The sequence below is a fragment of the Zeimonas sediminis genome, from assembly GCF_023721795.1.
Taxonomy (GTDB): Bacteria; Pseudomonadota; Gammaproteobacteria; order Burkholderiales; family Burkholderiaceae_E; genus Zeimonas; species Zeimonas sediminis.
Genome location: NZ_JAMQYE010000001.1, coordinates 1,605,700 through 1,628,425 on the forward strand (window position 1 = coordinate 1,605,700; position 22,726 = coordinate 1,628,425).

Below are 22,726 nucleotides of genomic sequence, written 5' to 3' on the forward strand. Positions count from 1 at the left end.
GTCCACCGCGTTCAGCCGCCTCGCGCCTGCTCGAACGCGGAAACGAGCGCGTCCGCGCCCTGCGCGCCGCTCACCCCGAGCTTGCCGTCGATGACGAAGAAGGGCACGCCGCTCACGCCCAGCCGGCGCGCCTCGGTGTCGCCGAGTGCCGCTTGCTGCGCCCCTTCACCGTCGAGCGCCTCACGGATGGCCTCGTCCGACAATCCGGCCTCGCGCGCGAGAGCCTCGAGCGTGTCGCGCGCGGTCAGGTCGGCGCCCTCCATGAAGTAGGCGCGGAACAGCCGCTCCACGACCGCCTGCTGCGCCTCGCCATGCGCCGCACCGACCAGCGCGTGCGCGCGCAGCGTGTTCGGCTGCCGCGCGATCTTCTCGAATTCGGGCGCGAGCCCGACCGCCCGGGCCGCCGCGCCGACCCGCTGGTAGATCGACGACGGATCCGGCGTGCCGAACTTCATCCGCAGGTAGTCGGCGCGCGCGACCCCCTCCTCGGGGAGGTCGGGATTCAGCTGGAACGGGTGCCAGCGCACCAGCGGCTCGGGCGCGCCCGGGTGCGCCTCGCGCCAGCGCGCGAGCGCCGCCTCGAGCTGGCGCTTGCCCACGTAGCACCACGGGCAGACGACGTCGGAAATCACGTCGACCCGCAGCGCCTCGCCGGCAGGTTCGAGTATCGGGTTGTCCATCGCCTTCTCCTTGTTCAGCTGCGTTCGGCCCAGCCTGGCACCCGCCAGCCGCGCGCGAGCGCGAACAGCCGCAGGCCGGCAGTGACCACGATGCCGACCGACAGGGCCGGCCAGCCGGGGCCCGTGACCGACGCCACCGCCAGGAATGCCCAGGCGCCGGCGAAGGAACAGACCGCGTAGGGCCGATGATCGCTGAAGATCGCCGGCACCTCGTTGCACAGCACGTCGCGCATCACCCCGCCGAACACGCCGGTGACCACCCCCATCAGCGCGCAGACGATGGCCGGCTGCCCCATCTCCCACGCCAGGCCGGCGCCCGAGGCGCTGAACAGGCCGAGTCCGAGCGCGTCGGCCCACAGCATCGGCCGGGCCGACGGCGAAAGGTGCGTCGCCCGCAAGCCGGCCAGGCCCGCCGCGACCAGCGCGAGGACCGCCCACACGTATTCGCTGTGCTGCACCCAGAAGAAGGGCCGGCGGTCGAGGAGGATGTCGCGCAGCGTGCCGCCGCCGAAGGCGGCGAAGAAGGTGACCGCGGCCACGCCGACCACGTCCATGCGCTTGCGCGCGGCCTCGATGAAGCCCGACAGCGCGAAGGCCAGCGTGCCGGCGACCTCGATCGCGGTCAGGACCCAGTCGACCCTGACGGCCGGCGTCACGCGCCGGCCCGCAACCGCTGCGGACGCCGCCGCTTGATGAGGACGGCCATTCGCCAGACGAACAGCGTGCCGAAGTAGGAGACGATCGACAGCGTGACGGCCATGATGCCCAGGCCCAGGAACAGCGGCTTGCCGTAGGCGGCCATCTGCGTCCAGACATCGGACAGCCAGGCGCCGATGCCCGACGCAGCGTGCTCCAGCGCCGGCGTGACTGCGTGCACCAGCGCGGGATCGAGGTCCGCCGCGGTGGCCGGCCCGGCGTGCCCGAGCAGGAAACCGCCCAACCGGTAGGCAGCGTAGTAGATCGGCGCGTAGGTGAACGGGTTGGACACCAGTGTGGCGATCGCCGACACGAGCAGGTTGGCCCGCGCGAAGAAGGCGCCGATCGCCGCGGCCGGAATCTGCGCGACCGGGATCATGAAGCCGAAGAAGACCCCGATCGCCACGCCGCGCGCCACCGCGCGCCGGTTCAGGTGCCAGAGGCCGGGCTCGTGCAGGCGCGGCCCGAGCCAGCGCAAGAACCTGTTGGCCTTGATGCTTTCCTCGGTAGGCAGGAACCTGCGCAAGATGTTTCTCTCGGGTGTCTCGGGTCGCCGCGGCCGGGCTCCGGGCCAGGGGCGCCGGCTGCCCGCACGCCGCTGCGGGGGGAATCGGATCGTACAACTTTTCGTCGTGATTTCCCTGTGCGAAATGACAGGCGGCACGGTTTCGGGCGGTAGCCGGGCTGCGGCAGAATCGGGGCAGGCTCCCTGCCCGCGCCCGGCGCAGGTGCCCCGACTCGAGGAGCTGCCGATGAACGAACCCGAGGATCCAGCGTCGCCCGCGGTCGACCGGTCCGGCTTCCTGGCCGACGTGGCCGCCCGGTCCACGCACGGGCTGCGCGGCGATTATTCCCGGATGCGCGCCGACTACACGGTCGAGCAGCGCTATGAGCTCTACACGCCTGCCCACCAGGACGTCTGGCGCCGGCTCTACGCCCGCCAGCACGAGCTGCTGCCCGGCAGGGCCTGCGAGGCCTTCGCCTCGGCGCTGGCTAGGCTGGACTTCGCCGACGCGATCCCGCGCTTCGACTCGGTCAACCAGCGCCTGCACGCCGCGACCCGCTGGCGGCTGGTGCCGGTGCCGGGCCTGCTGCCCGACGACGTCTTCTTCGGCCACCTCGCGAAGCGCCAGTTCCCCGTGACGGTCTGGATCCGCGAGCCCGAGGAATTCGACTACATCGTCGAGCCGGACATCTTCCACGACTTCTTCGGCCACGTGCCGATGCTGTTCGACCCGCAGATCGCCGACTACCTTCAGGCCTACGGTCTGGGCGGCCTGAAGGCGCAGCGGCTGGGCGGCCTGAAGTACCTGGCCCGGCTCTACTGGTACACGATCGAGTTCGGACTGGTCGCCGAGGCCGGCGGCGTGCGCGCCTACGGTGCCGGCATCCTGTCCTCGCCGGGCGAGATCCGCCACGCGGTCGACGCGCCGGAGGTCCACCGCGAACGCTTCGACCTGATCCGGGTCATGCAGACGAAGTACCTGATCGACGACTTCCAGAAGGTCTACTTCGTGGTGGACTCCTTCGGCCAGCTGTTCGACGAGACCGCGCCCGATTTCTCGCTGTTGTATCGTGCGCTCGAGCGACTGCCGGAGCTCGAGCCCTGAGCGGCGCGGGCCGCGCTGCGACAGCCTGCCCGCCCCCTGCCCCTCCTGCATCCACGGTCCCGACTTCCCCCCCCCGATGCCATGCCGCTGAAAGTCCTCGACGCCGAAGCCACCGCCGCCGCGCTGCCCTGGGGCGGCCTCATCGACGCGCTGCGCGACATGCTCGCGCGCCGGCGCGCCGGTCGCACCCAATCGCCCGAACGGCTCGCGGTGCCGATCGCCGGGGGCACGCTGCTGGCGATGCCGGCCACCGACGGGGAATACGCTTCGACGAAGCTGGTGACCGTCTGCGCGGACAACGCAGCGCGCGGGCTGCCCACGTTGCTGGGCGAGGTGATCCTGATGCGCGCCGACACCGGCGAGCGGCTGCTGATGCTCGACGGGCCCACCGTCACCGCCCGGCGCACCGCGGCGATGTCCGCGCTCGCGGCGATCGAGCTCGGTGCGGCCAGTCTTGCGGCGCCAGGCGACGGACCGGCGGGTGCTGCGCGTGACGACGGCCCCTCGATGCTGATCGTGGGCAGCGGCGTGCAGGCGCAGGGACACCTCGAGGTGTTCACGCAGACGCTCGGCGTGAAGCGGGTGCGCGTGTCCTCGCGCACGCCGGAGAACGCGCGGGCCTTCGCCGCGCGCGCCCGCGCCGCCGGAATCGACTGCGAGGCGATCGCGAACCCGGGGCAGGCGCTGCGCGACGCTGACATCGTCGTCACCGGCACGACTAGCCTCGCCCCGCTGTTCGACGACGATCCGGACTTCGGCGGTTTCGTGGCCGCGGTCGGCGCCTTCCGGCCCGAGATGTGCGAACTGCCGGCCGCGCTGGTGCGCCGTGCGCGCCTTTACATCGACGACAAGCCGGGCGGCCTGCACGAGGCCGGCGACTTCATCCAGGCGAAGATCGACTGGAAGCGCCTGACGGCGCTCGAGGACGCGATCGCCGACGGCGAGAAACCTGCCGGCGGGCCGGTGGTCTTCAAGAGCGTGGGCCAGGCGCTGTGGGACCTGGCGGCCTGCCGGCTTGCGATCGAGTAATTCGATCGCAAGCCCCGGAGTGAAGCCGCGCGGGGGCTCGAATAGATTCTGTCCGTCGATCCATCGAATCCGGGAGGGACGGAAATGAACATGAGCACGAAGAGGGAGCTTCTCGCCGCAGCCACGGTGGCCGATCCCCGCTGGGCCGCCGTCGTGGCGCGCGACCCGGAGGCCGACGGCCGTTTCGTCTATTCGGTCGCCACCACCGGCGTCTACTGCCGGCCCTCGTGCGCCGCGCGCAGGCCCCGGCCCGAGAACGTCGCCTTCCACGCCGGTCCGGCCGATGCCGAGCGCGCGGGCTTCCGGCCCTGCAAGCGCTGCCGGCCCGACCGGCCGTCGCTCGCCGAGGCCCACGCCACGATGGTCGCCCGGCTCTGCCGGACGATCGAGGGCTCCGGGCAGGCGCCGACCCTCGAGGCGCTGGCGCGCGAGGCCGGCATGAGCCCGCACCACCTGCAGCGGGTGTTCAAGGCTATCGTCGGCCTGTCGCCCCGGCAATACGCGGCGGCGCATCGCGCGCAGCGCGCGCGAGAGCGGCTCGGCGCCTCGGGATCGGTCACCGACGCGCTCTACGACGCCGGCTTCGGGTCGAGCGGCCGCTTCTACGAGAACTCGAACGAGCTGCTGGGCATGACCCCGACCGCCTGGCGCGCCGGCGGCGCGAACACCGAGATCCGCTTCGCGATCGGCCAGTGCTCGCTCGGCGCGATCCTGGTGGCGGCCACCGGGCGCGGCGTCTGCGCGATCCTGATCGGCGACGATCCCGACGAGCTGGCCCGCGACCTGCAGGACCGCTTCCCGCGCGCCACGCTGGTCGGCGGCGACGCTGCGTTCGAGAAGACCGTCGCGACCGTCGTCGGCTTCGTCGAGGCGCCGCGGCTCGGTCTCGACCTGCCGCTCGACGTGCGCGGCACCGCCTTCCAGCAGCGAGTCTGGCAAGCGCTGCGCGAGATCCCGCCCGGCAGCACTGCCAGCTACACCGAGATCGCCGCGCGGATCGGTGCGCCGAAGTCGGTGCGCGCGGTGGCCGGCGCCTGCGCGGCGAACGCGCTGGCGGTCGCTATCCCCTGCCACCGGGTCGTGCGAAACGACGGCGGCCTGGCCGGCTATCGCTGGGGCGTGGCGCGCAAGCGCGCGCTGCTCGAGCGGGAAGCAGGCGGCACACGCCGGGCATCATCTTCCACGACGCGGCCTGAGCAAGCTCGCCGATGACGCCCGACCTCTTCGATTCGATCGATGCGGCCCGCCCGGACGAAGCGCTCGCGGAGCAGCTCGCCGACGGGGCAGTCGTGCTGCGCGGCTTCGCGCTGCCCGCCCAGGCCGCATTGCTGGACGGCCTGCGGCAGGTCGTCGCGCAGGCGCCGCTGCGGCACATGGTCACTCCGGGCGGATTCACTATGTCGGTCGCGATGACCAACTGCGGCGCGCTCGGCTGGGTGTCGAATCGCCGCGGCTATCGCTACGCGCCGCTGGATCCCGACGGCACCCTGCCCTGGCCGGCGATGCCGCGGGACTTCGAACGGCTCGCCGCGGAGGCGGCCTCGCGGGCGGGCTTCCCGGGCTTCGTGCCCGACGCCTGCCTGGTCAATCGCTACGAGCCGGGCGCGCGCCTGGCCCTGCACCAGGACCGCAACGAGCGCGACTTCGACGCGCCGATCGTGTCGGTGTCGCTGGGCCTGCCGGCAGTCTTCCTTTTCGGTGGCCAGTCACGCGCGGACAAGGCGATGCGCGTCCCGCTGGTCCACGGCGACGTCGCGGTCTGGGGCGGACCGGCCAGGCTGCGCTACCACGGCGTGATGCCGCTGAAGGACGGCGAGCATCCGTTGCTGGGCCGTTGCCGCATCAACCTGACCTTCCGCAAGGCCGGCTGAAGGCCGCGCCGTGCCGGCGCGCCGCGAGCACGCCTGCCGTCGCAGCGATCGGTCAGCCGCCGAACACCTTCTTGAGCAGCTCGGTCGTGCGCGCGCCCGGGTTGCTGCGGATGCTCTTCTCCTCCTCGCCGACCATGTAGAACAGGCCGTCGAGCGCCTTTCCGGTCACGTAGTCGTCCAGGTCGAGCGACTGGCTGCCGACCAGCGGCACCTTCTCGTAGCGGCCCATCATGTCCTTGTAGGCGCGGGTCGTGCCGACCTCGTCGACCTTCTTCGACACGACCGGCTTGAAGGCCGCGAACAGCTTGTCCTGCGTCTTGCCCCGGAAGAACTCGGTGGCGGCGGTGTCGCCGCCGGTGAGGATCGCGCGCGCGTCGTCGAGCGTCATCGCACGGATCGCGTCGGCGAAGAAGCGGCTCGCCATCGGCACCGCCGCCTCGGCCGCCCGGTTCATGCTCAGCACGAACTCGTCGACCTGCTTCTGGTAGCCGGCCATCCGGGCGACGTCGGCCACCTTCTGGATCGACGAGGGCATCAGGATCTTCACCGCCTGGTTGCCGAAGTAGCCGTCGCGCCTGGCGAGGTTCGCGACCGCGCGCTCGGTGCCCACGGCCAGCGCCTCCTTGATGCCGGCGACGTCGGTCTGCGCGTCGCCGCTGCCGACGCTCCCGGAGGACAGGCCGGGGAGCGCGGCGCCGCCCTTCTTCAGGAGGTCGTCGAGCCGGGGCAGCTGCGCGCGCGCGGTGCCGCAGGCCAGCAGTGCGGCCAGCGCCGCCAGGGTCGTTCGCCGGTTCATGCTCGGGCTCCATGCATCGTCGGACACCATGCTTGCTTTCTTGCCATCCTAGCCGATGCGGGTCGACCGTAGCTTGCCGTGACCAATCTATTGCATCTACAATTGTTGTATCTACATTTTCACGTCCGGCCTGCGATGACGACACCCACTTCCCGGCCCTCCAGGGCCTGCACCAACTTCCGGCTTCGCCAGTTGACCCGCCGCGTCACCCAGTTCTACGACGCCGAGCTGGGGAAGGCCGGCATCAGGACGACCCAGTACGCTCTGCTCTCGCACGTGCTGAAGCTCGGCCCGGTGCGCCCTGGCGAGCTGGCCCGGGCAATGACGATGGACGCGTCCACACTGACCCGCAACCTCAGGCCCCTGGTCGAAGCCGGCTGGATCGAAATCTCGGCCGGGCCCGACGCGCGTTCCCGCATGGTCACGATCACCGAGGCCGGACGGGCCCGGCGCGAGGCCGCCCGCGATGACTGGCAGCGCGCCCAGACCGGCCTCGAGGCACGCCTCGGTCGGTCCCGGGTGCTCGCCTTGCACGCGCTGATCGACGAATCCCTGGCGCTGCTCGATGCGCCAGCCGACGGAGACATCGAATGAGCCAGTCCCCAGGCGGATCCGGGCGATCCCCGGGCGCTACCACCGCCGCCGCGCCGGCCCCCGCGCAGATCGCCGTCTGGCTGGTGCTGCTGGCCGCCGCCGGCACCTTCGCGCTCACGATGGGCACCCGCCAGACCATGGGCCTGTTCCTGAGCCCGCTGAACAGCGCGACAGGGCTCGGGCTCGGCAGCATCAGCCTGGCCTTCGCCTTCGGCCAGCTCTGGTGGGGGCTCACGCAGCCCTTCGCCGGCGCGATCGCCGACCGGATCGGCGCCGGCCGGGTGTTGCTGGCCGGCGTCATGCTGGTGGCGCTGGGCACTGCGCTCACCCCCTTCATGACGACCACCTCGGGCCTGGTGCTGGCGATCGGCGTGCTGGCGGCGGGCGGCGCCGGCATGGCCGGCCCTGCCGTGCTGATGGCCGCGACGATGCGGCTGCTGCCGCAACGGATGCGCGGCATGGCGACCGGCATCGTCAACGCAGGCGGCTCGTTCGGCCAGTTCGCGATGGCGCCGATCGCCGGCGCGCTGATGGTCGGCTACGGCTGGTCGATCGCGATGCAGGTGCTGGGCGCGATCGTGCTGCTTGCGCTGCCGGCGGCCTTCCTGCTGCGAGGCAACGGGCAGGCGGCGCAGCCGGCTTCCGCGCCGCCCGCGGGACCGGCTACCCCCGCTGCTGCGGTTGCCCCCCGGCCCGCCGGCGCCCGCGCCGCGCTCGCCGAAGCCGCGCGCGACCCGAGCTACCGGATGCTCGCCGCCGGCTTCTTCGTCTGCGGCTTCCACGTCGCCTTCCTGGCCACCCACCTGCCGGGCGTGATCGCCACCTGCGGGCTGCCGGTCCAGTTCGGCGCCTGGTCGCTGGCCATGCTGGGCCTGTTCAACATCGTCGGCAGCGTGGCCATGGGCTGGGCGGTCGGTCGCTGGCGGATGAAATCGCTGCTGTCGCTGGTCTACGCGACCCGCGCGCTGGCGGTACTGGCCTTCCTGCTGGCTCCCAAGACCGGTTTCACGGTGCTGGCCTTCTCGGCGGTGATGGGCCTGACCTTCCTGTCCACCGTACCGCCGACCGCCGGCCTGGTGGCCAAGCTGTTCGGCACGACGAACATGGCGATGCTGTTCGGCGTGGTCATGCTGTCGCACCAGATCGGCGGCTTCCTGGGCGCCTGGCTCGGCGGCCGGATGTTCGAGGCCACCGGCAGCTACGACTGGGTCTGGTACATCGACATCATGCTGGCCGTCGGCGCCGCGCTGATCCACCTGCCGATCCGCGAGGCGCGGATCGCGCGTCCGTCGGCCGCCTGAGCCGCGCGCCGGCCGGCCACCCGGGGATCCGTGCCCGGGTGCCGGGCCGGACCGCCCACGCGCAAGCGCCCCCCGCGCGGCGCAGCCCGGAACGTGCCGGGAGCGCCGGTCGGCGCGGCCCGATATCATTCGCCTTTGCGACCCGCCGGTCGACGAACCGAATCATGGCGACCCGGCGGCGCCCACGGCCCCGGATCCCCCACGCGCATGGCGAACCAGACGCCCCTCGAAGACAGGCCCGAACCCACCGCCGGCGAAGCCGCGATCCGGCTGGTCGCGTCCTGCCGCCTGCCCACCGAGTGGGGCGTCTTCGAGCTGCACGGTTTCGAGGAGGCCGCCACCGGCCGCGAGCATGTCGCGCTCGCGATGGGCGACATCGCCGACGGCCGGCCGGTGCTCGCCCGGCTCCACTCCGAGTGCCTGACCGGCGACGCGCTGTTCAGCCTGCGCTGCGACTGCGGGCCGCAGCTCGAGGCCGCGCTGGCGGCGATCGCCGCCGAAGGCCGCGGCCTGCTGCTCTACCTGCGCCAGGAAGGCCGCGGCATCGGGCTGCTGAACAAGATCCGCGCCTACCGGCTGCAGGACGAAGGCGCCGACACGGTCGAGGCCAACCTGCGGCTCGGCCTGGCGCCGGACCTGCGCAAGTACGACATCGCCGCCGACATGCTGGTGCAACTCGGCGTGCGCTCGCTGCGCCTGATGACGAACAACCCGCGCAAGATCCGCGCGCTCGAGAAGGCGGGCATCGAGATCGCCGAGCGGGTGCCGCTGCAGATCGAGCCTAACCCGCACAACGCCGGCTACCTGCGCACCAAGCGCCAGCGCCTGGGCCACCTGCTGGCCGCCAGCGGCCTGCAGCCCGACGAGACCGCGCCTTGAGCGCGAACGCACCGGGCCAGGCGGCCGGCATCGACGTCGCGCGCAGCGACGCGATCGTCGTCGGCGCCGGCATCGTCGGCGCGGCCTGCGCCCGCCGGCTCGCCGAGGCGGGCCTGCGGGTCACCGTGCTCGAGCGCGAAGCGGCGCCCGCCACCCACTCGACCGGCCGCAGCGCGGCCGGCATCCGGGTGCAGTTCAGCGAGGCGGTCAACGTGCTGCTGTCGGCGGCGAGCCTGGACGAGTATCGCGCGATGCCCGAGGCCGCCTACCGGCCGGTCGGTTACCTGTTCTTCGTGCCGCCCGCGCTGTGGCCGGCTCATCTCGAAGGCTACGAACTGCAGCGCTCTCTCGGCATGCCGGTCGAGCGGCTCACCCCGGAGCAGGCCGCCCGGATCGTGCCGGCCCGCATCGACGACATCGCCGGCGCCACCTGGTGCCCCGCCGACGGCGTACTGGATCCGCACGGCATCGCGATGGCCTTCCTGGCCGAGGCCAGGCGGCTCGGGGCGGCCGTCCGCCTGAACGCGCCGGCGCAGGCGATCGCGAACGCCGGTTCGCCCGCCGCGGCGCGCTGGCAGGTGCGCACGCCGGCGGGCACGTTCGAGGCCCCGGTGCTGGTCAATTGCGCGGGCGCCTGGTCGGGCGAGGTCGGCCGCCTCGCCGGACTCGAGGTGCCGGTCGGCCCGGCGCGCCGGATCGTGTTCGCGACCGGCCCGCGAGTCGAGCCGAGGGTCTTCCCGCTGACGGTGGATGCCGGCACCGGCTTCTGGTTTCGCTCGGAGGGGCAGCGGCTGATCTTCGGGCTGAGCAACCCGGAGGACACCGGCTTCGAGGAAGGCATCGACTGGCCGTGGCTCGAGACCGCGTACCCGGTCGGGCTCGAGCGCTTTCCCTGGTTCGAGACGCTGGACCTCGACCGCAAGGCGAGCTGGTGGGGCTACTACGAAGTGACGCCCGATCACCAGCCGGTGGTCGGGCCCATGCCGGGTGCTCCCGGCTGGTTCAACGCCTGCGGCTTCTCCGGGCACGGCGTGCAGCAGGCCGCCGCGATCGGCCGGGTCGTCGCCGCCCAGGTGCGCGGCCAGCAGCCCTTCGTCGACGTGTCGTCGCTGTCGATCGAGCGCTTCGCCGCCGGCGCGCCGGCGAAGCGGGAGTCGCTGATCGTCTGAGCGCGGCGAGGCACGCGTCGACGGCGACGCCCCTGTTCGGCAGGCCCGAACGCTCGCCGCCCGGAAGCTCAGCGATGACGCGCGCGCGCCAGGTCCAGCGCCCGCGCCGCCGCGGCCAGGCCCATCGCCGCGGTGACCGTCACCAGCGAGCCGTAGCCGGCGCAGGACAGCGCGGCCCCCGGCGCCTCGGCCGCGCGGCCGCCGCCCATGTGCTCGTCGCTGTAGACCACCTCGACGCCGAAGCGCTTGCCCGGTTCGCGCGGAAACCCGTGCTCGCGCCGCAGGCGGGCGCGCAGCGAGGACAACAGCGCGTCGCCCTTCGCGTTCGCGAGATCGTCGCGCCTCAGCCGCAGCGGATCGTGGCGGCCGCCGGCGCCGCCGCAGACGAGCAGCTTCTGCCGGCGGGCGCGACACAGCGCGACCAGCGCCACCTTCGAGCGGACCTGGTCGATCGCGTCGACGACGATCGCGTCGGCCGGGACGATGTCGGCCGCGTTGTCGGGCGTGACGAACTCGTCGACGGCCGTCACGCGGCAGTCCGGGGCGATGTCGGCGATCCGCGCGCGCATCGCCTCGACCTTGGCCGCGCCGAGCGTGGACTCGAGCGCCAGCACCTGCCGGTTCAGGTTGGACTCCGCGATGTGGTCGAGGTCGATCAGCGTGAGCCGCCCGACGCCGGACCGCGCCAGCGCCTCGGCGGCCCAGGAACCGACACCGCCCAGCCCGATCACGCAGACGTGGGCGGCGGCGATCCGCGCGAAGGCGTCGTCGCCGAAGACGCGCGCGACGCCCGAGAAACGCCGGGGCGTCAAGGCAGCAGCAGCGACGACCCGGTGGTCTTGCGCGATTGCAGGTCCTGGTGCGCCTTCACCGCGTCGGCCAGCGCGTAGCGCTGGTCGATCTCGATCTTCACCTTGCCCGAGCCGACCATCCGGAACAGGTCGGCCGCCATCTCGACGAGGTTCTCGCGCCTGGCGGTGTGGGGCATCAGCCCGGGCCGGGTCAGGTAGAGCGAGCCCTTGAGCACGGTGAGCGGAATCGGCGGCACCGGCCCCGACGCGTTGCCGAAGCTCACCATCAGGCCGAAGGGCTGCAGCGAGTCGATCGACATCTGGAAGGTGTCCTTGCCGACGCCGTCGTAGACCACCGGCACCATCGCGCCCTTCGTGATCTCGCGCACCCGCTCGGGCACGTTCTCCTTGCGGTACAGGATCACGTGGTCGGCGCCGAACTTGCTCGCGAGCGCCGCCTTCTCCTCGGAGCCGGCCGTGCCGATCACGGTCACGCCCAGCGCCTTGGCCCACTGCATCGCGATCAGGCCCACGCCGCCGGCAGCGGCGTGGAACAGGATCGTCTGGCCCTTCTGCAGCTTGTAGGTGCGGCGGAACAGGTACTGGACGGTCAGGCCCTTGAGCATCATCGCCGCGGCGGTCTCGAAGTCGATCTTCTTCGGCAGCTTGACCAGCACGGCGGCGGGCATGTTGCGCAGCTCGGCGTAGGCGCCGACCGGCCCGCCGCAATAGGCGACCCGGTCGCCGACCTTCACTTCGGTCACGCCGGCGCCCACCGCGGTGACCACGCCGGCCCCCTCGAGGCCGATGCCCCCCGGAAGCGGCATCGGGTAGAGCCCGCTGCGATAGTAGGTGTCGATGAAATTGAGGCCGAGCGCGTGGTTGCGCACCTGGGCCTCGCCCGGGCCGGGCGCGCCGACCTCGACATCGACCAGTTTCATCACCTCGGGACCGCCGGTCTCGGTGATCCGGATCGCCTTCGCCATCTTCGTCTCCCTCGTCTGTCGAATCTGGCCGGCCGCTCTCGGCCGGCCGCCAGCCTGGTTTGCCTGTCGGGCCCTCAGAAGGTGCCCGGGTAGTTGCCGCCGTCGATCAGGAAGTTCTGCCCGGTCACGTAGCCGGCCTGCGCGCTGCACAGGTAGGCGCAGGCCTGGCCGAACTCCCACGACGTGCCGAAGCGGCCCGCCGGGATCGAGGCCATGCGCCGCGCGGCGGCTTCCTCGACCGTGATGCCGGCGGCATCGGCCGCCGCCTTGTTGGTGCCGCGCAGGCGGTCGGTGTCGAACATGCCGGGCAGCAGGTTGTTGATCGTCACGTTGTGCACGACCGTCTTGCGCGCCAGGCCGGCGACGAAGCCGGTCAGGCCCGAACGCGCGCCGTTGGACAGGCCCAGGATGTCGATCGGCGCCTTGACCGCGCTCGACGTGATGTTGACGATGCGGCCGAACTTGCGCTCGATCATCGGGTCGACGGTGGCCTTGATCAGCTCGATCGGCGTCAGCATGTTCGCGTCGATCGCCTTGATCCAGTCGTCGCGGCCGAACTTGCGGAAGTCGCCCGGCGGCGGGCCGCCGGCGTTGTTGACCAGGATGTCGACCTGCGGCGCGGCGGACAGCGCCTCCTTGCGGCCGGCCTCGGTCGTGATGTCGCACGCGACCGCGCGGACCTCGACGCTGGTCTCGCCGGCGATCCGCTTCGCGGCCTCTTCCAGCGGGCCGGCCGAGCGCGCGTTGATCACCAGGTTCACGCCCTCCTTCGCGAGCGAGATCGCGCAGCCGTAACCCAGTCCCTTGCTGGCGCCGCAGACCAGCGCCCACTTTCCGGCAATGCCGAGATCCATCGTCAGACTCTCCGTTGTTGTCGTGTCAGGAAAAAGATACCGGCAAGCACGATCGCCGTGCCGATCACCTGCGTTCCGGAAACGGGCTCGCCGAGCAGCAGCGCGCCGAGCGCGATCGTCGAGACCGGGCCCAGCATGCCGGTCTGGGCCGCAGCTGCCGACCCGATGCGGTCGATCGCGAACATCACCAGGAAGACCGGCAGCACGGTGCACAGGGTACCGTTGAGCAGCGAAAGCCACCAGACCGGCGCCGGTTGCGCGAGCAACGCGGCAGGATCCAGCACCAGCGCCTGCGCGATGCAGGCCAGGCTGGCCACGATGCTCGCCCAGGCGGTCAGCCGCACCGGGCCCAACCGCTTGACCATCTCGCCGCTCATCACCAGGTAGACCGCGTAGGACAGCGCACTGGCGAAGACCAGCGCGCCGCCGAGCGGCACGTTGGCGCCCTCGAAGCGCACGTCGTGCGCGAAGACCACCAGCACCCCCAGGTAGGCGATCGCCAGCGCGATCACCTCGTGGCGGCGGATCGGCCGGCGCAGGGCCAGCGCCGAGATCAGCAGCACCAGCGTCGGGTTCAGGTACAGGATGATCCGCTCCAGTCCGGCCGAGATGTACTGGAGGCCGAGGAAGTCGAGGTAGCTCGCCAGGTAGTAGCCGAGCAGCCCGAGCAGCAGGACCCGCGCGCGGTCACCCCGCCGCCAGGCGATCGGCGAGCGCCGGCCGATCCACCAGGCGGCCGCCGCGAAGAACGGCAGCGCGACCAGCATCCGCATCGCGATCAGCGTGGCCGGGTCGACCTGGTGGCGGTAGGCGAGCTTGACGATGATCGCCTTGGCCGAGAACAGGACGGCGCCGGTCGCGGCCAGCGCGAAGCCGCCGGCGCGCGCCGGGGCAGGCGCCGCGGTCAACGCCGCTTGCCGCCGAGCAGCGTGCCGAGGATCCCGCGAACGATCTGCCGGCCGAGCGTGGAGCCGATCGAGCGGGCGGCGCTCTTGGCCATCGCCTCGACCGTCGATTGCCGGCGGCCGCCTCCGCCGCCCAGGATGTCGTCGAGGATGCCGCCCTGGCCCGCGCTGCCGGCCCGGCCCCTGGCCTGCTCCTTCGACGCCTGCTCGGCGGCCTGCTGCGCGGCCTCGCTCTCGGCCCTGGCCTTCAGCATCTCGAACGCCGACTCGCGGTCGACGGTCTTGTCGTAGACCCCCGCCACGATCGACCGGCGCAGCAGCGGCGCGCGCTCCTCGTCGGTGATCGGCCCGATCCGCGAGGCGGGCGGACACACCCACGCGCGCTCGACGACGCTCGGCCGCCCCTTCTCGTCGAGCATCGAGATCAGGCCCTCGCCGACGCCCAGCTCGGTGATCGCCTTCTCGGTGTCGATCGCCGGGTTCTGGCGCATCGTGCTCGCCGCGGTGCGCACCGCCTTCTGGTCGCGCGGCGTGTAGGCGCGCAGCGCGTGCTGCACGCGGTTGCCGAGCTGGCCCAGCACGGTCTCGGGGATGTCGAGCGGATTCTGGGTCACGAAGTAGACGCCGACCCCCTTGGAACGGATCAGCCGCACCACCTGCTCGATCTTGTCGAGCAGCGCCTTGGGCGCGTCGTCGAACAGCAGGTGCGCCTCGTCGAAGAAGAACACCATCTTCGGCTCGTCGCGGTCGCCGACCTCGGGCAGGCGCTCGAACAGCTCGGACAGCAGCCAGAGCAGGAAGGTGCCGTAGAGCTTCGGCGCGTTCAGCAGCCGGTCGGCGGCCAGGATGTTGACGACGCCCCTGCCCTGCGCATCGGTCTGCATCAGGTCGTCGACGTTCAGCATCGGCTCTCCGAAGAAGCGATCCGCCCCTTGCTGGTCGAGCACCAGCAGCGCGCGCTGGATCGCGCCGATCGAAGCAGCCGACACGTTGCCGTAGCCGGTGGTGAATTCCCGGGCATTGTCGCCCACGAACTGCAGCATCGCCCGCAGGTCCTTGGCGTCGAGCAGCAGCAGCCCCTGCTCGTCGGCGATCCTGAACACCAGGTGCAGCACGCCCTCCTGGGTCTCGTTCAGGCCCATCATCCGCGACAGCAGCAGCGGCCCCATGTCGGACACGGTGGCGCGCAGCGGGTGCCCCTTCTCGCCGTAGACGTCCCACAGCGTGACCGGGAAACCGCTGAAGGCGGGCATCTCGAAACCGAGGCGGTCGAGCCGCTCCTTCAGCTTGGGCGAGGCGGCGCCGGGCTGCGAGATGCCGGTCAGGTCGCCCTTCACGTCCGCCATGAACACCGGCACGCCGATCCCGGAGAAGCGCTCGGCGAGCACCTGCAGCGTGACCGTCTTGCCGGTGCCGGTGGCCCCGGTGATCAGGCCGTGCCGGTTGGCGAGCGCGGGGAGCAGTTGCAGCGGCGTGTCGCCGTGTCGGGCGATGACGAGGGGCTCGGTCATGGTCTCGGGGCGACGAATCGCGAAGGGAAGGGCGAGGGCCGAATGGTAAAATATCGGGTTTTCCGACGAAGCTATTCGACCACGGTCGCCGCGCGGCAGGCAAGCGGCGCCGGCAGGTCGGTTACGAGGGCGCACCATGGCCGGCCACTCGAAATGGGCCAACATCCAGCACCGCAAGAACCGCCAGGATGAAAAGCGCGGCAAGCTCTTCACCCGGCTGATCCGCGAGATCACCGTCGCCGCCAAGATGGGCGGCGGCGACCCGGCCGCCAACCCGCGCCTGAGGCTCGCGCTGGACAAGGCCTCCGACGCGAACATGCCCAAGGACACCGTGCAGCGGGCGATCCAGAAAGGCATCGGCGGCCTCGAGGGGCAGAACTACGAGGAAATCCGCTACGAGGGCTACGGCATCGGCGGCGCGGCGGTCATCGTCGATTGCCTCACCGACAACCGCACCCGCACGGTCGCCGAGGTGCGCCACGCCTTCTCCAAGAACGGCGGCAACCTCGGCACCGACGGCTCGGTGGCCTTCATGTTCAAGCACTGCGGCCAGGTCCTGTTCGAGCCGGGCACCTCCGAAGAGAAGGTCATGGAGGCCGCGATCGAGGCCGGCGCCGAAGACGTCGCGACCGACGACGAGGGCGGCATCGAGGTGCTGTGCGCGCCCGGCGACTTCGCCGCGGTCAAGGCGGCGCTCGAGGCCGCCGGCCTGAAGCCCGCGGTCGCCGAGATCACGATGCGGCCCGACACCACCACTTCGCTGGCCGGCGACGACGCAGCGAAGATGCAGAAGCTGCTCGACGCGCTCGAGAACCTCGACGACGTCCAGCAGGTCTACACCAACGCGGAATTCGACGAGACCGGCCAATCATGAAAATCCTCGTAGTCGGTTCGGGCGGCCGCGAGCACGCGCTGGCCTGGCGGCTCGCGCGCTCGCCGCGCGTGCAGATGGTCTACGTGGCGCCCGGCAACGGGGGCACGGCCCGCGAGCGCAATCTCGTCAACCTGCCGGTCACCGACCTTCGCACGCTGGCGGCCTTCGCCGAGCGCGAGAAGATCGCCTTCACCGTGGTGGGCCCCGAGGCGCCGCTGGCGGCCGGCATCGTCGACCTGTTCCGGGAGAAGGGCCTGCGCATCTTCGGCCCCACGCGCGCCGCGGCCCAGCTCGAGTCGTCGAAGGACTTCGCCAAGGCCTTCATGAAGCGCCACGGCATCCCGACCGCCGACTACGAAACCTTTTCCGACCCGAAGGCGGCGCACGACTACGTGAACCGCCGGGGCGCGCCGATCGTGATCAAGGCCGACGGCCTGGCGGCCGGCAAGGGCGTGGTCGTGGCCACCACGCTCGACGAGGCCCACGCGGCGATCGACGCGATGCTGGTCGACAACAGCATGGGCGACGCCGGCGCGCGCGTCGTCATCGAGGACTTCCTCGAGGGCGAGGAAGCGAGCTTCATCGTGATGGTCGACGGCCGCAACGTGCTGCCGCTGGCCTCCAGCCAGGACCACAAGCGGCTGCGCGACGGCGACCAGGGCCCGAACACCGGCGGCATGGGCGCCTACTCGCCGGCGCCGGTCGTCACGCCCGACGTGCACGCCCGGGTGCTGCGCGAGATCGTCAAGCCGACGGTCGAGGGCATGGCCGCAGACGGCATTCCGTTCACCGGCTTCCTCTATGCCGGGCTGATGATCGACGCGGCCGGCAAGCCGCGCACCCTGGAGTTCAACTGCCGGATGGGCGATCCCGAGACCCAGCCGATCATGGCCCGCGTGAAGAGCGACCTGGTCGACGTGTTCGAGCACGCGCTGTCGGGCACGCTGGACCAGGCCGAGATCGAATGGGACCGCCGCACCGCGCTCGGCGTCGTGCTGGCCGCCGCCGGCTACCCCGAGTCGCCGCGCAAGGGCGACCCGATCGACGGGCTGCCGGCGCACGGCAACGAGTTCGGCGAGGACTGCATCGTGTTCCACGCCGGCACGGTCGCCGACGGCGATCGCACGCTCACCGCCGGCGGGCGCGTGCTGTGCGTGACCGCGCTGGGCGACTCGGTCAAGATCGCGCAGGCGCGCGCCTATCGGGCGGTCGAGTCCTTGCGCTTCGACGGCATGCAGTACCGCCGCGACATCGGCCACCGCGCGATCGGCCGCGGCAACAGCCGATGAGCGACGCACGCCTTCGACCCGTCGGCGACGCGCCGCATGCGGCGCGGCCCGACGCCGGCGAGGTCCGCGACTGGCTGCTCGGCCTGCAGCAGCGGATCGTGTCGGGGCTGGAGGCGCTCGACGGCCAGCGCTTCCGGCGCGACGAATGGCGGCGCGAGCCAGGCGGCGCCAGCCAGCTCGGCGGCGGCGGCGGCATCAGCTGCGTCATCGAGGAAGGCGGCGTGTTCGAGCGCGGCGCGGTGCTGTTCTCGCACGTGCACGGCGAACGGCTGCCCGCGTCGGCCAGCGCCCAGCGCCCGGGGCTCGGCGGCCGGCCCTTCGAGGCCACCGGGGTCTCGCTGGTCCTGCACCCGCGCAATCCCTACGTGCCCACCGTGCACCTGAACGTGCGCTTCTTCATCGCCGGCGCGCCGGCCGAAGGGCCGGCCGATGCCGAGCCGATCTGGTGGTTCGGCGGCGGCATGGACCTCACGCCCTATTACCCGTTCGAGAAGGACGTCGTCCGCTTTCACGGCGTGTGCCGCCAGGCGCTCGAGCCCTTCGGGCCGCAGTGGCACCCGCGCTTCAAGAAGTGGTGCGACGACTACTTCTTCCTGAAGCACCGCAACGAGCCGCGCGGCGTCGGCGGCGTGTTCTTCGACGACCTGAACGAGCCCGGCTTCGAGCGTTCGTTCGCGATGACCCGGGCGGTCGGCGATGCCTTCCTCGAAGCCTACGGGCCGATCGTCGAGCGCCATCGCGACGAGCCCTACGGCGAGCGCGAGCGCGACTTCCAGGCCTATCGCCGCGGCCGCTACGTCGAGTTCAACCTGGTCTACGACCGCGGCACGCTGTTCGGCCTGCAGTCGGGCGGGCGCACCGAGTCCATCCTGTGCTCGATGCCGCCCGTCGCGCGCTGGCGCTACGACTGGCACCCCGAGCCCGGCTCGCCCGAGGCGCGGCTGCACGACTTCCTCGTTCCGCGCGACTGGGTCTGATGCCCCGCAAGCGCATCGGCCTGCTCGGCGGCACCTTCGATCCGATCCACGTCGGGCACCTGGCGCTGGCCAGCGCGGCCCAGCTGGCGCTGGCGCTCGACGAGGTCCGCTTCATCCCGACCGGCCACTCGTGGCAGAAGCACGGCGCATCGACCGCCGGCGAGCACCGCCTGGCGATGACCCGGCTGGCCGTCGGCGACACGCCGGGCTGGAGCGTCGACACGCGCGAGCTCGACCGCGAGGGCGCGACCTACACCGTGGAAACGCTGCGCGAGCTGCGCGAGGCGCTCGGCCCCGAGCCGTCGCTGGTGCTGCTGCTCGGCAGCGACCAGATGCGCAACCTGGCCACCTGGCATCGCTACCGGGAGCTGCTGCGCTACGCGCACATCGCCGCGACCCAGCGAGGCCCGCACCGCCTCGCCGAGTTCGACCCGCTGGTCGAGGTGCTGGTGGCCACGCACGGGCGCGACGCGCTTCCCGACGAGCCCGCGGGCTCGATCGTCTTCTTCCGGATGCCGCCGGTGCCGGTCTCGGCCACCGCGCTTCGCGAGGCGCTGGCGCGCGGCGAACGGCCGGCCGAACTGTTGCCGCCCCCGGTTCTCGACTATATTGACCGACACCACCTCTACCAGGACCGGCCGGCGACCCGTTGACATCGGGCGCAACCGGTCCGCAGCCCGGACACGGATGGACATCAGAAAACTGCAGCGCGTCATCGTCGACGCGCTAGAAGACGTCAAGGCCCAGGACATCAGGGTCTTCAACACCGTCGGCCAGACCGAACTCTTCGACCGGGTGATCCTCGCCACCGGCACCTCGAACCGCCAGACGCGGGCGCTCGCCTCGCACGTGCGCGACGAGGTCAAGAAGGCCGGCGGCCAGGTCGTGTCGATGGAAGGCGAGGAAACCGGCGAGTGGGTGCTGGTCGACCTCGGCGACGCGGTCGTGCACATCATGCAGCCGGGCATCCGCGACTACTACCGGCTCGAGGAACTGTGGGGCGAGAAGCCCGTCCGGCTGAAGCCGGCGGAGTCGCCGGCCGCGAAGGCGGCGGCGGCCATGGCGCAAGCGAGGAAGTCCCCGGATGCCGCGAAGCCCCCGGCGAAGAAGCCGGCGGCCAGGAAGCCGGCCGCGAAGAAGCCCGCTGCCGCGAAAAGGCCGACCGAGGCGAAGAAGCCGACGGCTGCGAAGGCCGGCGTCGCGGCGAAGAAGCCCGCCGGGAAGAAGCCAGCGGCGAAGAAGGCGGCCGCCCGCTAGCCGGCGGCGCCGGTACGGCCGATGCTGATCCGGGTCGTCGCGGTCGGCACGCGGATGCCCGCCTGGGTCGGCGCCGCGGTCGACGATTACCTGAAGCGGCTTCCTGCGGGCTTCACCGTGGAGATGCGCGAGGTCCGCGCCGAGGCCCGGTCGAGCTCGGGGAGCGCAGCCGCCTGGATGCAGAAGGAGGCCGCGCGGATCGAGGCCGCGCTGCCCGCCGGCAGCCGGATCGTCGCCCTCGACGAGCGCGGCAGGGACCTCGACACCCAGAAGCTCGCCGCGCGCATGCGCGCCTGGCAGGAGGACGCGCGGCCGGTGGCGATCCTGATCGGTGGACCGGACGGCCTGGACCCGCCCCTGAAGGCGCGGGCCGACGAAACGATCCGGCTCTCCAGCCTCACGCTGCCGCATCCGCTGGTCAGGGTCCTGCTCGCCGAGCAGCTCTATCGCGGCTGGTCGATCCTGGCCGGCCATCCGTATCATCGCGATTGAGCATCGCGCGCCCCGGGCACCGGCCCGGAGCGCCCTTCCAGGACCTGCCGCGACCGTGCCCGCCGAATTCGTCTACCTCGCCTCCACCAGCCCCCGCCGCCAGGAACTTCTGCGCCAGATCGGCGTGCGCTTCGAGTTCCTGCTGCCCGATCCCGAGGAAGACGCCGAGGCGCTCGAGGCGCTGCGCGCCGGGGAGTCGCCGACGCGCTACGTCGAGCGCGTCACCCTCGCCAAGGCCGGCGCTGCCCGCGAGCGGCTAGCGCGGCGAGGGCTCGTGCCGGCGCCGATCCTGGTGGCCGACACCACGGTCGCGATCGGCGGCCGCATCCTGGGCAAGCCGGTCGACGACGACGACGCGCGGCGCATGCTCGCCGAGCTGTCGGGCCGCGGCCACCGCGTGCTGACCGCGGTGGCGGTCGTGCGCGGCGCGCGCATCGAGCACCTGGTCAACGTTTCTCGGGTGTGGTTCGCGCGGCTCGGCGCCGCCGAGATCGGGCGCTACGTGGCCACCGGCGAGCCGCGCGGCAAGGCCGGGGGCTACGCGATCCAGGGCTTCGCGGCGCGCTTCGTGCGCCGGATCGAGGGCAGCCACTCCGGTATCATGGGCCTGCCGCTGTACGAGACCGCGCGGCTGCTGCGCGCAGACGGCCTGCACCTTCCGGCCTCCCGATGACCGAAGAGATCCTCGTCAACCACGCCGCGCACGAAACCCGCGTCGCCGTCATCCAGCAGGGCGCGATGCAGGAACTGCACGTCGAGCGGGCGGCCACCCGCGGGCTGGTCGGCAACGTCTACCTCGGGCGCGTGTCGCGGGTGCTGCCCGGCATGCAGTCGGCCTTCGTCGACGTCGGGCTCGAGCGGGCGGCCTTCCTGCACGTGGCCGACCTCTGGCAGTCGCGCGCGAGCGCTCACGGCAACGGTTCGCCGGTCCCGATCGAGAAACTGCTCTTCGAGGGCCAGCCGCTGCTGGTGCAGGTCATCAAGGACCCGCTGGGCACCAAGGGCGCCCGCCTGTCCACCCAGATCAGCATCGCGGGCCGCTTCCTGGTCCACCTGCCGCAGGACCCGCACATCGGCGTGTCGCAGCGGATCGGCGACGAGGCCGGGCGCGCCGAGCTGCGCGCCCGCCTGCAGCGCCTGATGCCGGAAGACGAGAAGGGCGGCTTCATCATTCGCACCTCCGCCGAGGACGCCGCCGACGACGAGCTGGCCGCCGACGTCGCCTACCTGCGCAAGCGCTGGCGCCAGATCCTCGCGGCGAGCCGCGAGCGGCCGGCGCCGTCGTTGCTGTACCAGGAACTGAGCCTGGGCGAGCGGGTGCTGCGCGACCTCGCCACCGACCGCACCGGCGCGATCTTCGTCGACTCGCGCGAGGCGCTGGCCGAGCTGTCGGACTTCGCCCGCACCTACATGCCGTCGATGGCCGGCCGGCTTCGCCACTACGCCGGCGAGCGCCCGCTTTTCGAGCTGCACGGCGTCGAGGACGAGATCGCGCGCGCGCTTTCGCGCCGGGTCGACCTGAAGTCGGGCGGCTACCTGATCATCGACCAGACCGAGGCGATGACGACGATCGACGTCAACACCGGCGGCTACGTCGGCGGGCGCAACTTCGACGACACGATCTTCCGCACCAACCTCGAGGCCGCGCACTCGATCGCCCGCCAGCTGCGGGTGCGCAACCTCGGCGGCATCATCATCATCGACTTCATCGACATGGCGAGCAACGAGCACCGCGAGTCGGTGCTGCAGGAGCTGCGCAAGGCGCTGGCGCGCGACCGCACCAAGTCCAGCGTCAACGGCTTCACCTCGCTGGGCCTGGTCGAGATGACCCGCAAGCGCACCCGCGAGTCGCTCGCCCACGTGCTACTCGAACGTTGCCCCACCTGCGAGGGCAAGGGCCAGATCAAGACCGCGCGCACAGTCTGCTACGAGATCCTGCGCGAGATCCAGCGCGAGGCCGGGCAGTTCAGCCCGAAGGAGTTCCGGATCGTGGCCGCGCAGTCGGTGATCGACCTGTTTCTCGAGGAGGAATCGCAGCCGCTCGCCGTGCTCGGCGACGCGATCGGCAAGCGAATCGCGCTGCAGGTCGAGACCGTCTACGCGCAGGAACAGTACGACATCGTGCTGATCTGAGCCCCGCCGGGCCCTGAGGAAGTTCACCGCAC

At 71.8% G+C, this 22,726-nt stretch carries 25 protein-coding genes; 16 read left to right on the forward strand and 9 right to left on the reverse strand.

Features of this window, described 5'->3' with window-relative positions; translation table 11 throughout:
* Positions 1-11: 11 nt before the first annotated feature.
* The 3 genes from M6I34_RS07480 to M6I34_RS07490 are packed head-to-tail and all read right to left on the reverse strand — an operon-like array spanning position 12 to position 1,902.
* Positions 12-680, reverse strand: a complete 669-nt coding sequence (locus tag M6I34_RS07480; RefSeq protein WP_272485065.1) for a DsbA family oxidoreductase — start codon at positions 678-680, stop codon at positions 12-14.
* Between the two features lie 14 nt (positions 681-694).
* On the reverse strand, positions 695-1,336 hold the full coding sequence (locus M6I34_RS07485) for a trimeric intracellular cation channel family protein (protein ID WP_272485066.1): 642 nt from the start codon (positions 1,334-1,336) through the stop codon (positions 695-697).
* Complete coding sequence (locus tag M6I34_RS07490; RefSeq protein ID WP_272485067.1) at positions 1,333-1,902, reverse strand: DUF2062 domain-containing protein; 570 nt, start codon at positions 1,900-1,902, stop codon at positions 1,333-1,335. The genes M6I34_RS07485 and M6I34_RS07490 overlap by 4 nt, the downstream gene beginning before the upstream one ends.
* Positions 1,903-2,128: 226 nt before the next feature.
* Here M6I34_RS07490 and phhA point away from each other — a divergent pair, with 226 nt between their 5' ends.
* From phhA to alkB, 4 genes are all read left to right on the forward strand, one after another.
* Positions 2,129-2,986 carry a phenylalanine 4-monooxygenase gene (gene phhA, locus M6I34_RS07495; RefSeq protein ID WP_272485068.1) on the forward strand — a complete coding sequence of 286 codons (858 nt, stop codon included), beginning with the start codon at positions 2,129-2,131 and terminating at the stop codon, positions 2,984-2,986.
* An 81-nt stretch (positions 2,987-3,067) separates the two neighbouring features.
* Positions 3,068-4,015 (forward strand): delta(1)-pyrroline-2-carboxylate reductase family protein, encoded by a 948-nt coding sequence (locus M6I34_RS07500; RefSeq protein WP_272485069.1) that lies wholly within the window; start codon positions 3,068-3,070, stop codon positions 4,013-4,015.
* 84 nt (positions 4,016-4,099) lie between these two features.
* Positions 4,100-5,227: a bifunctional DNA-binding transcriptional regulator/O6-methylguanine-DNA methyltransferase Ada gene (ada, locus tag M6I34_RS07505; protein ID WP_272485070.1), complete on the forward strand. Its 1,128-nt coding sequence runs from the start codon at positions 4,100-4,102 to the stop codon at positions 5,225-5,227.
* Complete coding sequence (gene alkB, locus M6I34_RS07510; protein ID WP_272485071.1) at positions 5,224-5,886, forward strand: DNA oxidative demethylase AlkB; 663 nt, start codon at positions 5,224-5,226, stop codon at positions 5,884-5,886. The genes ada and alkB overlap by 4 nt, the downstream gene beginning before the upstream one ends.
* A 52-nt stretch (positions 5,887-5,938) precedes the next feature.
* On the opposite strand, the gene M6I34_RS07515 is transcribed toward alkB, so the two are convergent.
* On the reverse strand, positions 5,939-6,682 hold the full coding sequence (locus M6I34_RS07515; protein WP_272485072.1) for a DUF4197 domain-containing protein: 744 nt from the start codon (positions 6,680-6,682) through the stop codon (positions 5,939-5,941).
* Between the two features lie 135 nt (positions 6,683-6,817).
* Between M6I34_RS07515 and M6I34_RS07520 the strand changes: the two genes are divergently transcribed.
* The 4 genes from M6I34_RS07520 (at position 6,818) to M6I34_RS07535 (ending at position 10,625) form a co-directional block, all read left to right on the forward strand.
* Positions 6,818-7,276 (forward strand): MarR family winged helix-turn-helix transcriptional regulator, encoded by a 459-nt coding sequence (locus M6I34_RS07520; protein WP_272485073.1) that lies wholly within the window; start codon positions 6,818-6,820, stop codon positions 7,274-7,276.
* A complete protein-coding gene (locus M6I34_RS07525; RefSeq protein WP_272485074.1) occupies positions 7,273-8,577 on the forward strand; it encodes an MFS transporter in 1,305 nt (434 codons plus the stop codon). The genes M6I34_RS07520 and M6I34_RS07525 overlap by 4 nt, the downstream gene beginning before the upstream one ends.
* Before the next feature lie 207 nt (positions 8,578-8,784).
* Positions 8,785-9,456 carry a GTP cyclohydrolase II gene (gene ribA, locus M6I34_RS07530; protein WP_272485075.1) on the forward strand — a complete coding sequence of 224 codons (672 nt, stop codon included), beginning with the start codon at positions 8,785-8,787 and terminating at the stop codon, positions 9,454-9,456.
* Positions 9,453-10,625, forward strand: coding sequence for an NAD(P)/FAD-dependent oxidoreductase (locus M6I34_RS07535; RefSeq protein WP_272485076.1), 1,173 nt, complete (start codon positions 9,453-9,455; stop codon positions 10,623-10,625). The genes ribA and M6I34_RS07535 overlap by 4 nt, the downstream gene beginning before the upstream one ends.
* A gap of 68 nt (positions 10,626-10,693) precedes the next feature.
* Here the strand turns inward: M6I34_RS07535 and M6I34_RS07540 are convergent, their stop codons facing one another.
* The 5 genes from M6I34_RS07540 to M6I34_RS07560 form a co-directional block, all read right to left on the reverse strand.
* Positions 10,694-11,437, reverse strand: a complete 744-nt coding sequence (locus M6I34_RS07540) for a tRNA threonylcarbamoyladenosine dehydratase (protein ID WP_272485077.1) — start codon at positions 11,435-11,437, stop codon at positions 10,694-10,696.
* Positions 11,434-12,402, reverse strand: a complete 969-nt coding sequence (locus M6I34_RS07545; protein WP_272485078.1) for a quinone oxidoreductase family protein — start codon at positions 12,400-12,402, stop codon at positions 11,434-11,436. The genes M6I34_RS07540 and M6I34_RS07545 overlap by 4 nt, the downstream gene beginning before the upstream one ends.
* Before the next feature lie 74 nt (positions 12,403-12,476).
* On the reverse strand, positions 12,477-13,256 hold the full coding sequence (locus M6I34_RS07550) for an SDR family oxidoreductase (RefSeq protein ID WP_272485079.1): 780 nt from the start codon (positions 13,254-13,256) through the stop codon (positions 12,477-12,479).
* A 2-nt stretch (positions 13,257-13,258) separates the two neighbouring features.
* Positions 13,259-14,164: a DMT family transporter gene (locus tag M6I34_RS07555; protein ID WP_272485080.1), complete on the reverse strand. Its 906-nt coding sequence runs from the start codon at positions 14,162-14,164 to the stop codon at positions 13,259-13,261.
* Positions 14,161-15,672: a helicase HerA-like C-terminal domain-containing protein gene (locus M6I34_RS07560; protein WP_272485081.1), complete on the reverse strand. Its 1,512-nt coding sequence runs from the start codon at positions 15,670-15,672 to the stop codon at positions 14,161-14,163. The genes M6I34_RS07555 and M6I34_RS07560 overlap by 4 nt, the downstream gene beginning before the upstream one ends.
* A gap of 136 nt (positions 15,673-15,808) precedes the next feature.
* On the opposite strand from M6I34_RS07560, the gene M6I34_RS07565 reads away from it, so the two are divergent.
* The 8 genes from M6I34_RS07565 to rng are packed head-to-tail and all read left to right on the forward strand — an operon-like array spanning position 15,809 to position 22,694.
* Positions 15,809-16,546: a YebC/PmpR family DNA-binding transcriptional regulator gene (locus M6I34_RS07565; protein WP_272485082.1), complete on the forward strand. Its 738-nt coding sequence runs from the start codon at positions 15,809-15,811 to the stop codon at positions 16,544-16,546.
* Positions 16,543-17,835, forward strand: a complete 1,293-nt coding sequence (purD, locus tag M6I34_RS07570; protein ID WP_272485083.1) for a phosphoribosylamine--glycine ligase — start codon at positions 16,543-16,545, stop codon at positions 17,833-17,835. The genes M6I34_RS07565 and purD overlap by 4 nt, the downstream gene beginning before the upstream one ends.
* Entirely contained in the window at positions 17,832-18,812 is a 981-nt protein-coding gene (hemF, locus tag M6I34_RS07575; RefSeq protein WP_272485084.1) for an oxygen-dependent coproporphyrinogen oxidase, read from the forward strand. The genes purD and hemF overlap by 4 nt, the downstream gene beginning before the upstream one ends.
* On the forward strand, positions 18,812-19,465 hold the full coding sequence (nadD, locus tag M6I34_RS07580) for a nicotinate-nucleotide adenylyltransferase (protein WP_272485085.1): 654 nt from the start codon (positions 18,812-18,814) through the stop codon (positions 19,463-19,465). Before hemF ends, nadD begins: the two co-directional genes overlap by 1 nt.
* Before the next feature lie 34 nt (positions 19,466-19,499).
* Positions 19,500-20,069 carry a ribosome silencing factor gene (gene rsfS / locus M6I34_RS07585; RefSeq protein ID WP_272485086.1) on the forward strand — a complete coding sequence of 190 codons (570 nt, stop codon included), beginning with the start codon at positions 19,500-19,502 and terminating at the stop codon, positions 20,067-20,069.
* A 21-nt stretch (positions 20,070-20,090) separates the two neighbouring features.
* Positions 20,091-20,561, forward strand: coding sequence for a 23S rRNA (pseudouridine(1915)-N(3))-methyltransferase RlmH (gene rlmH / locus M6I34_RS07590; protein WP_272485087.1), 471 nt, complete (start codon positions 20,091-20,093; stop codon positions 20,559-20,561).
* Positions 20,562-20,616: 55 nt separating this feature from the next.
* Entirely contained in the window at positions 20,617-21,234 is a 618-nt protein-coding gene (locus M6I34_RS07595; protein WP_272485088.1) for a Maf family protein, read from the forward strand.
* On the forward strand, positions 21,231-22,694 hold the full coding sequence (rng, locus tag M6I34_RS07600) for a ribonuclease G (protein ID WP_272485089.1): 1,464 nt from the start codon (positions 21,231-21,233) through the stop codon (positions 22,692-22,694). The genes M6I34_RS07595 and rng overlap by 4 nt, the downstream gene beginning before the upstream one ends.
* The last annotated feature ends 32 nt before the right edge of the window (positions 22,695-22,726 follow it).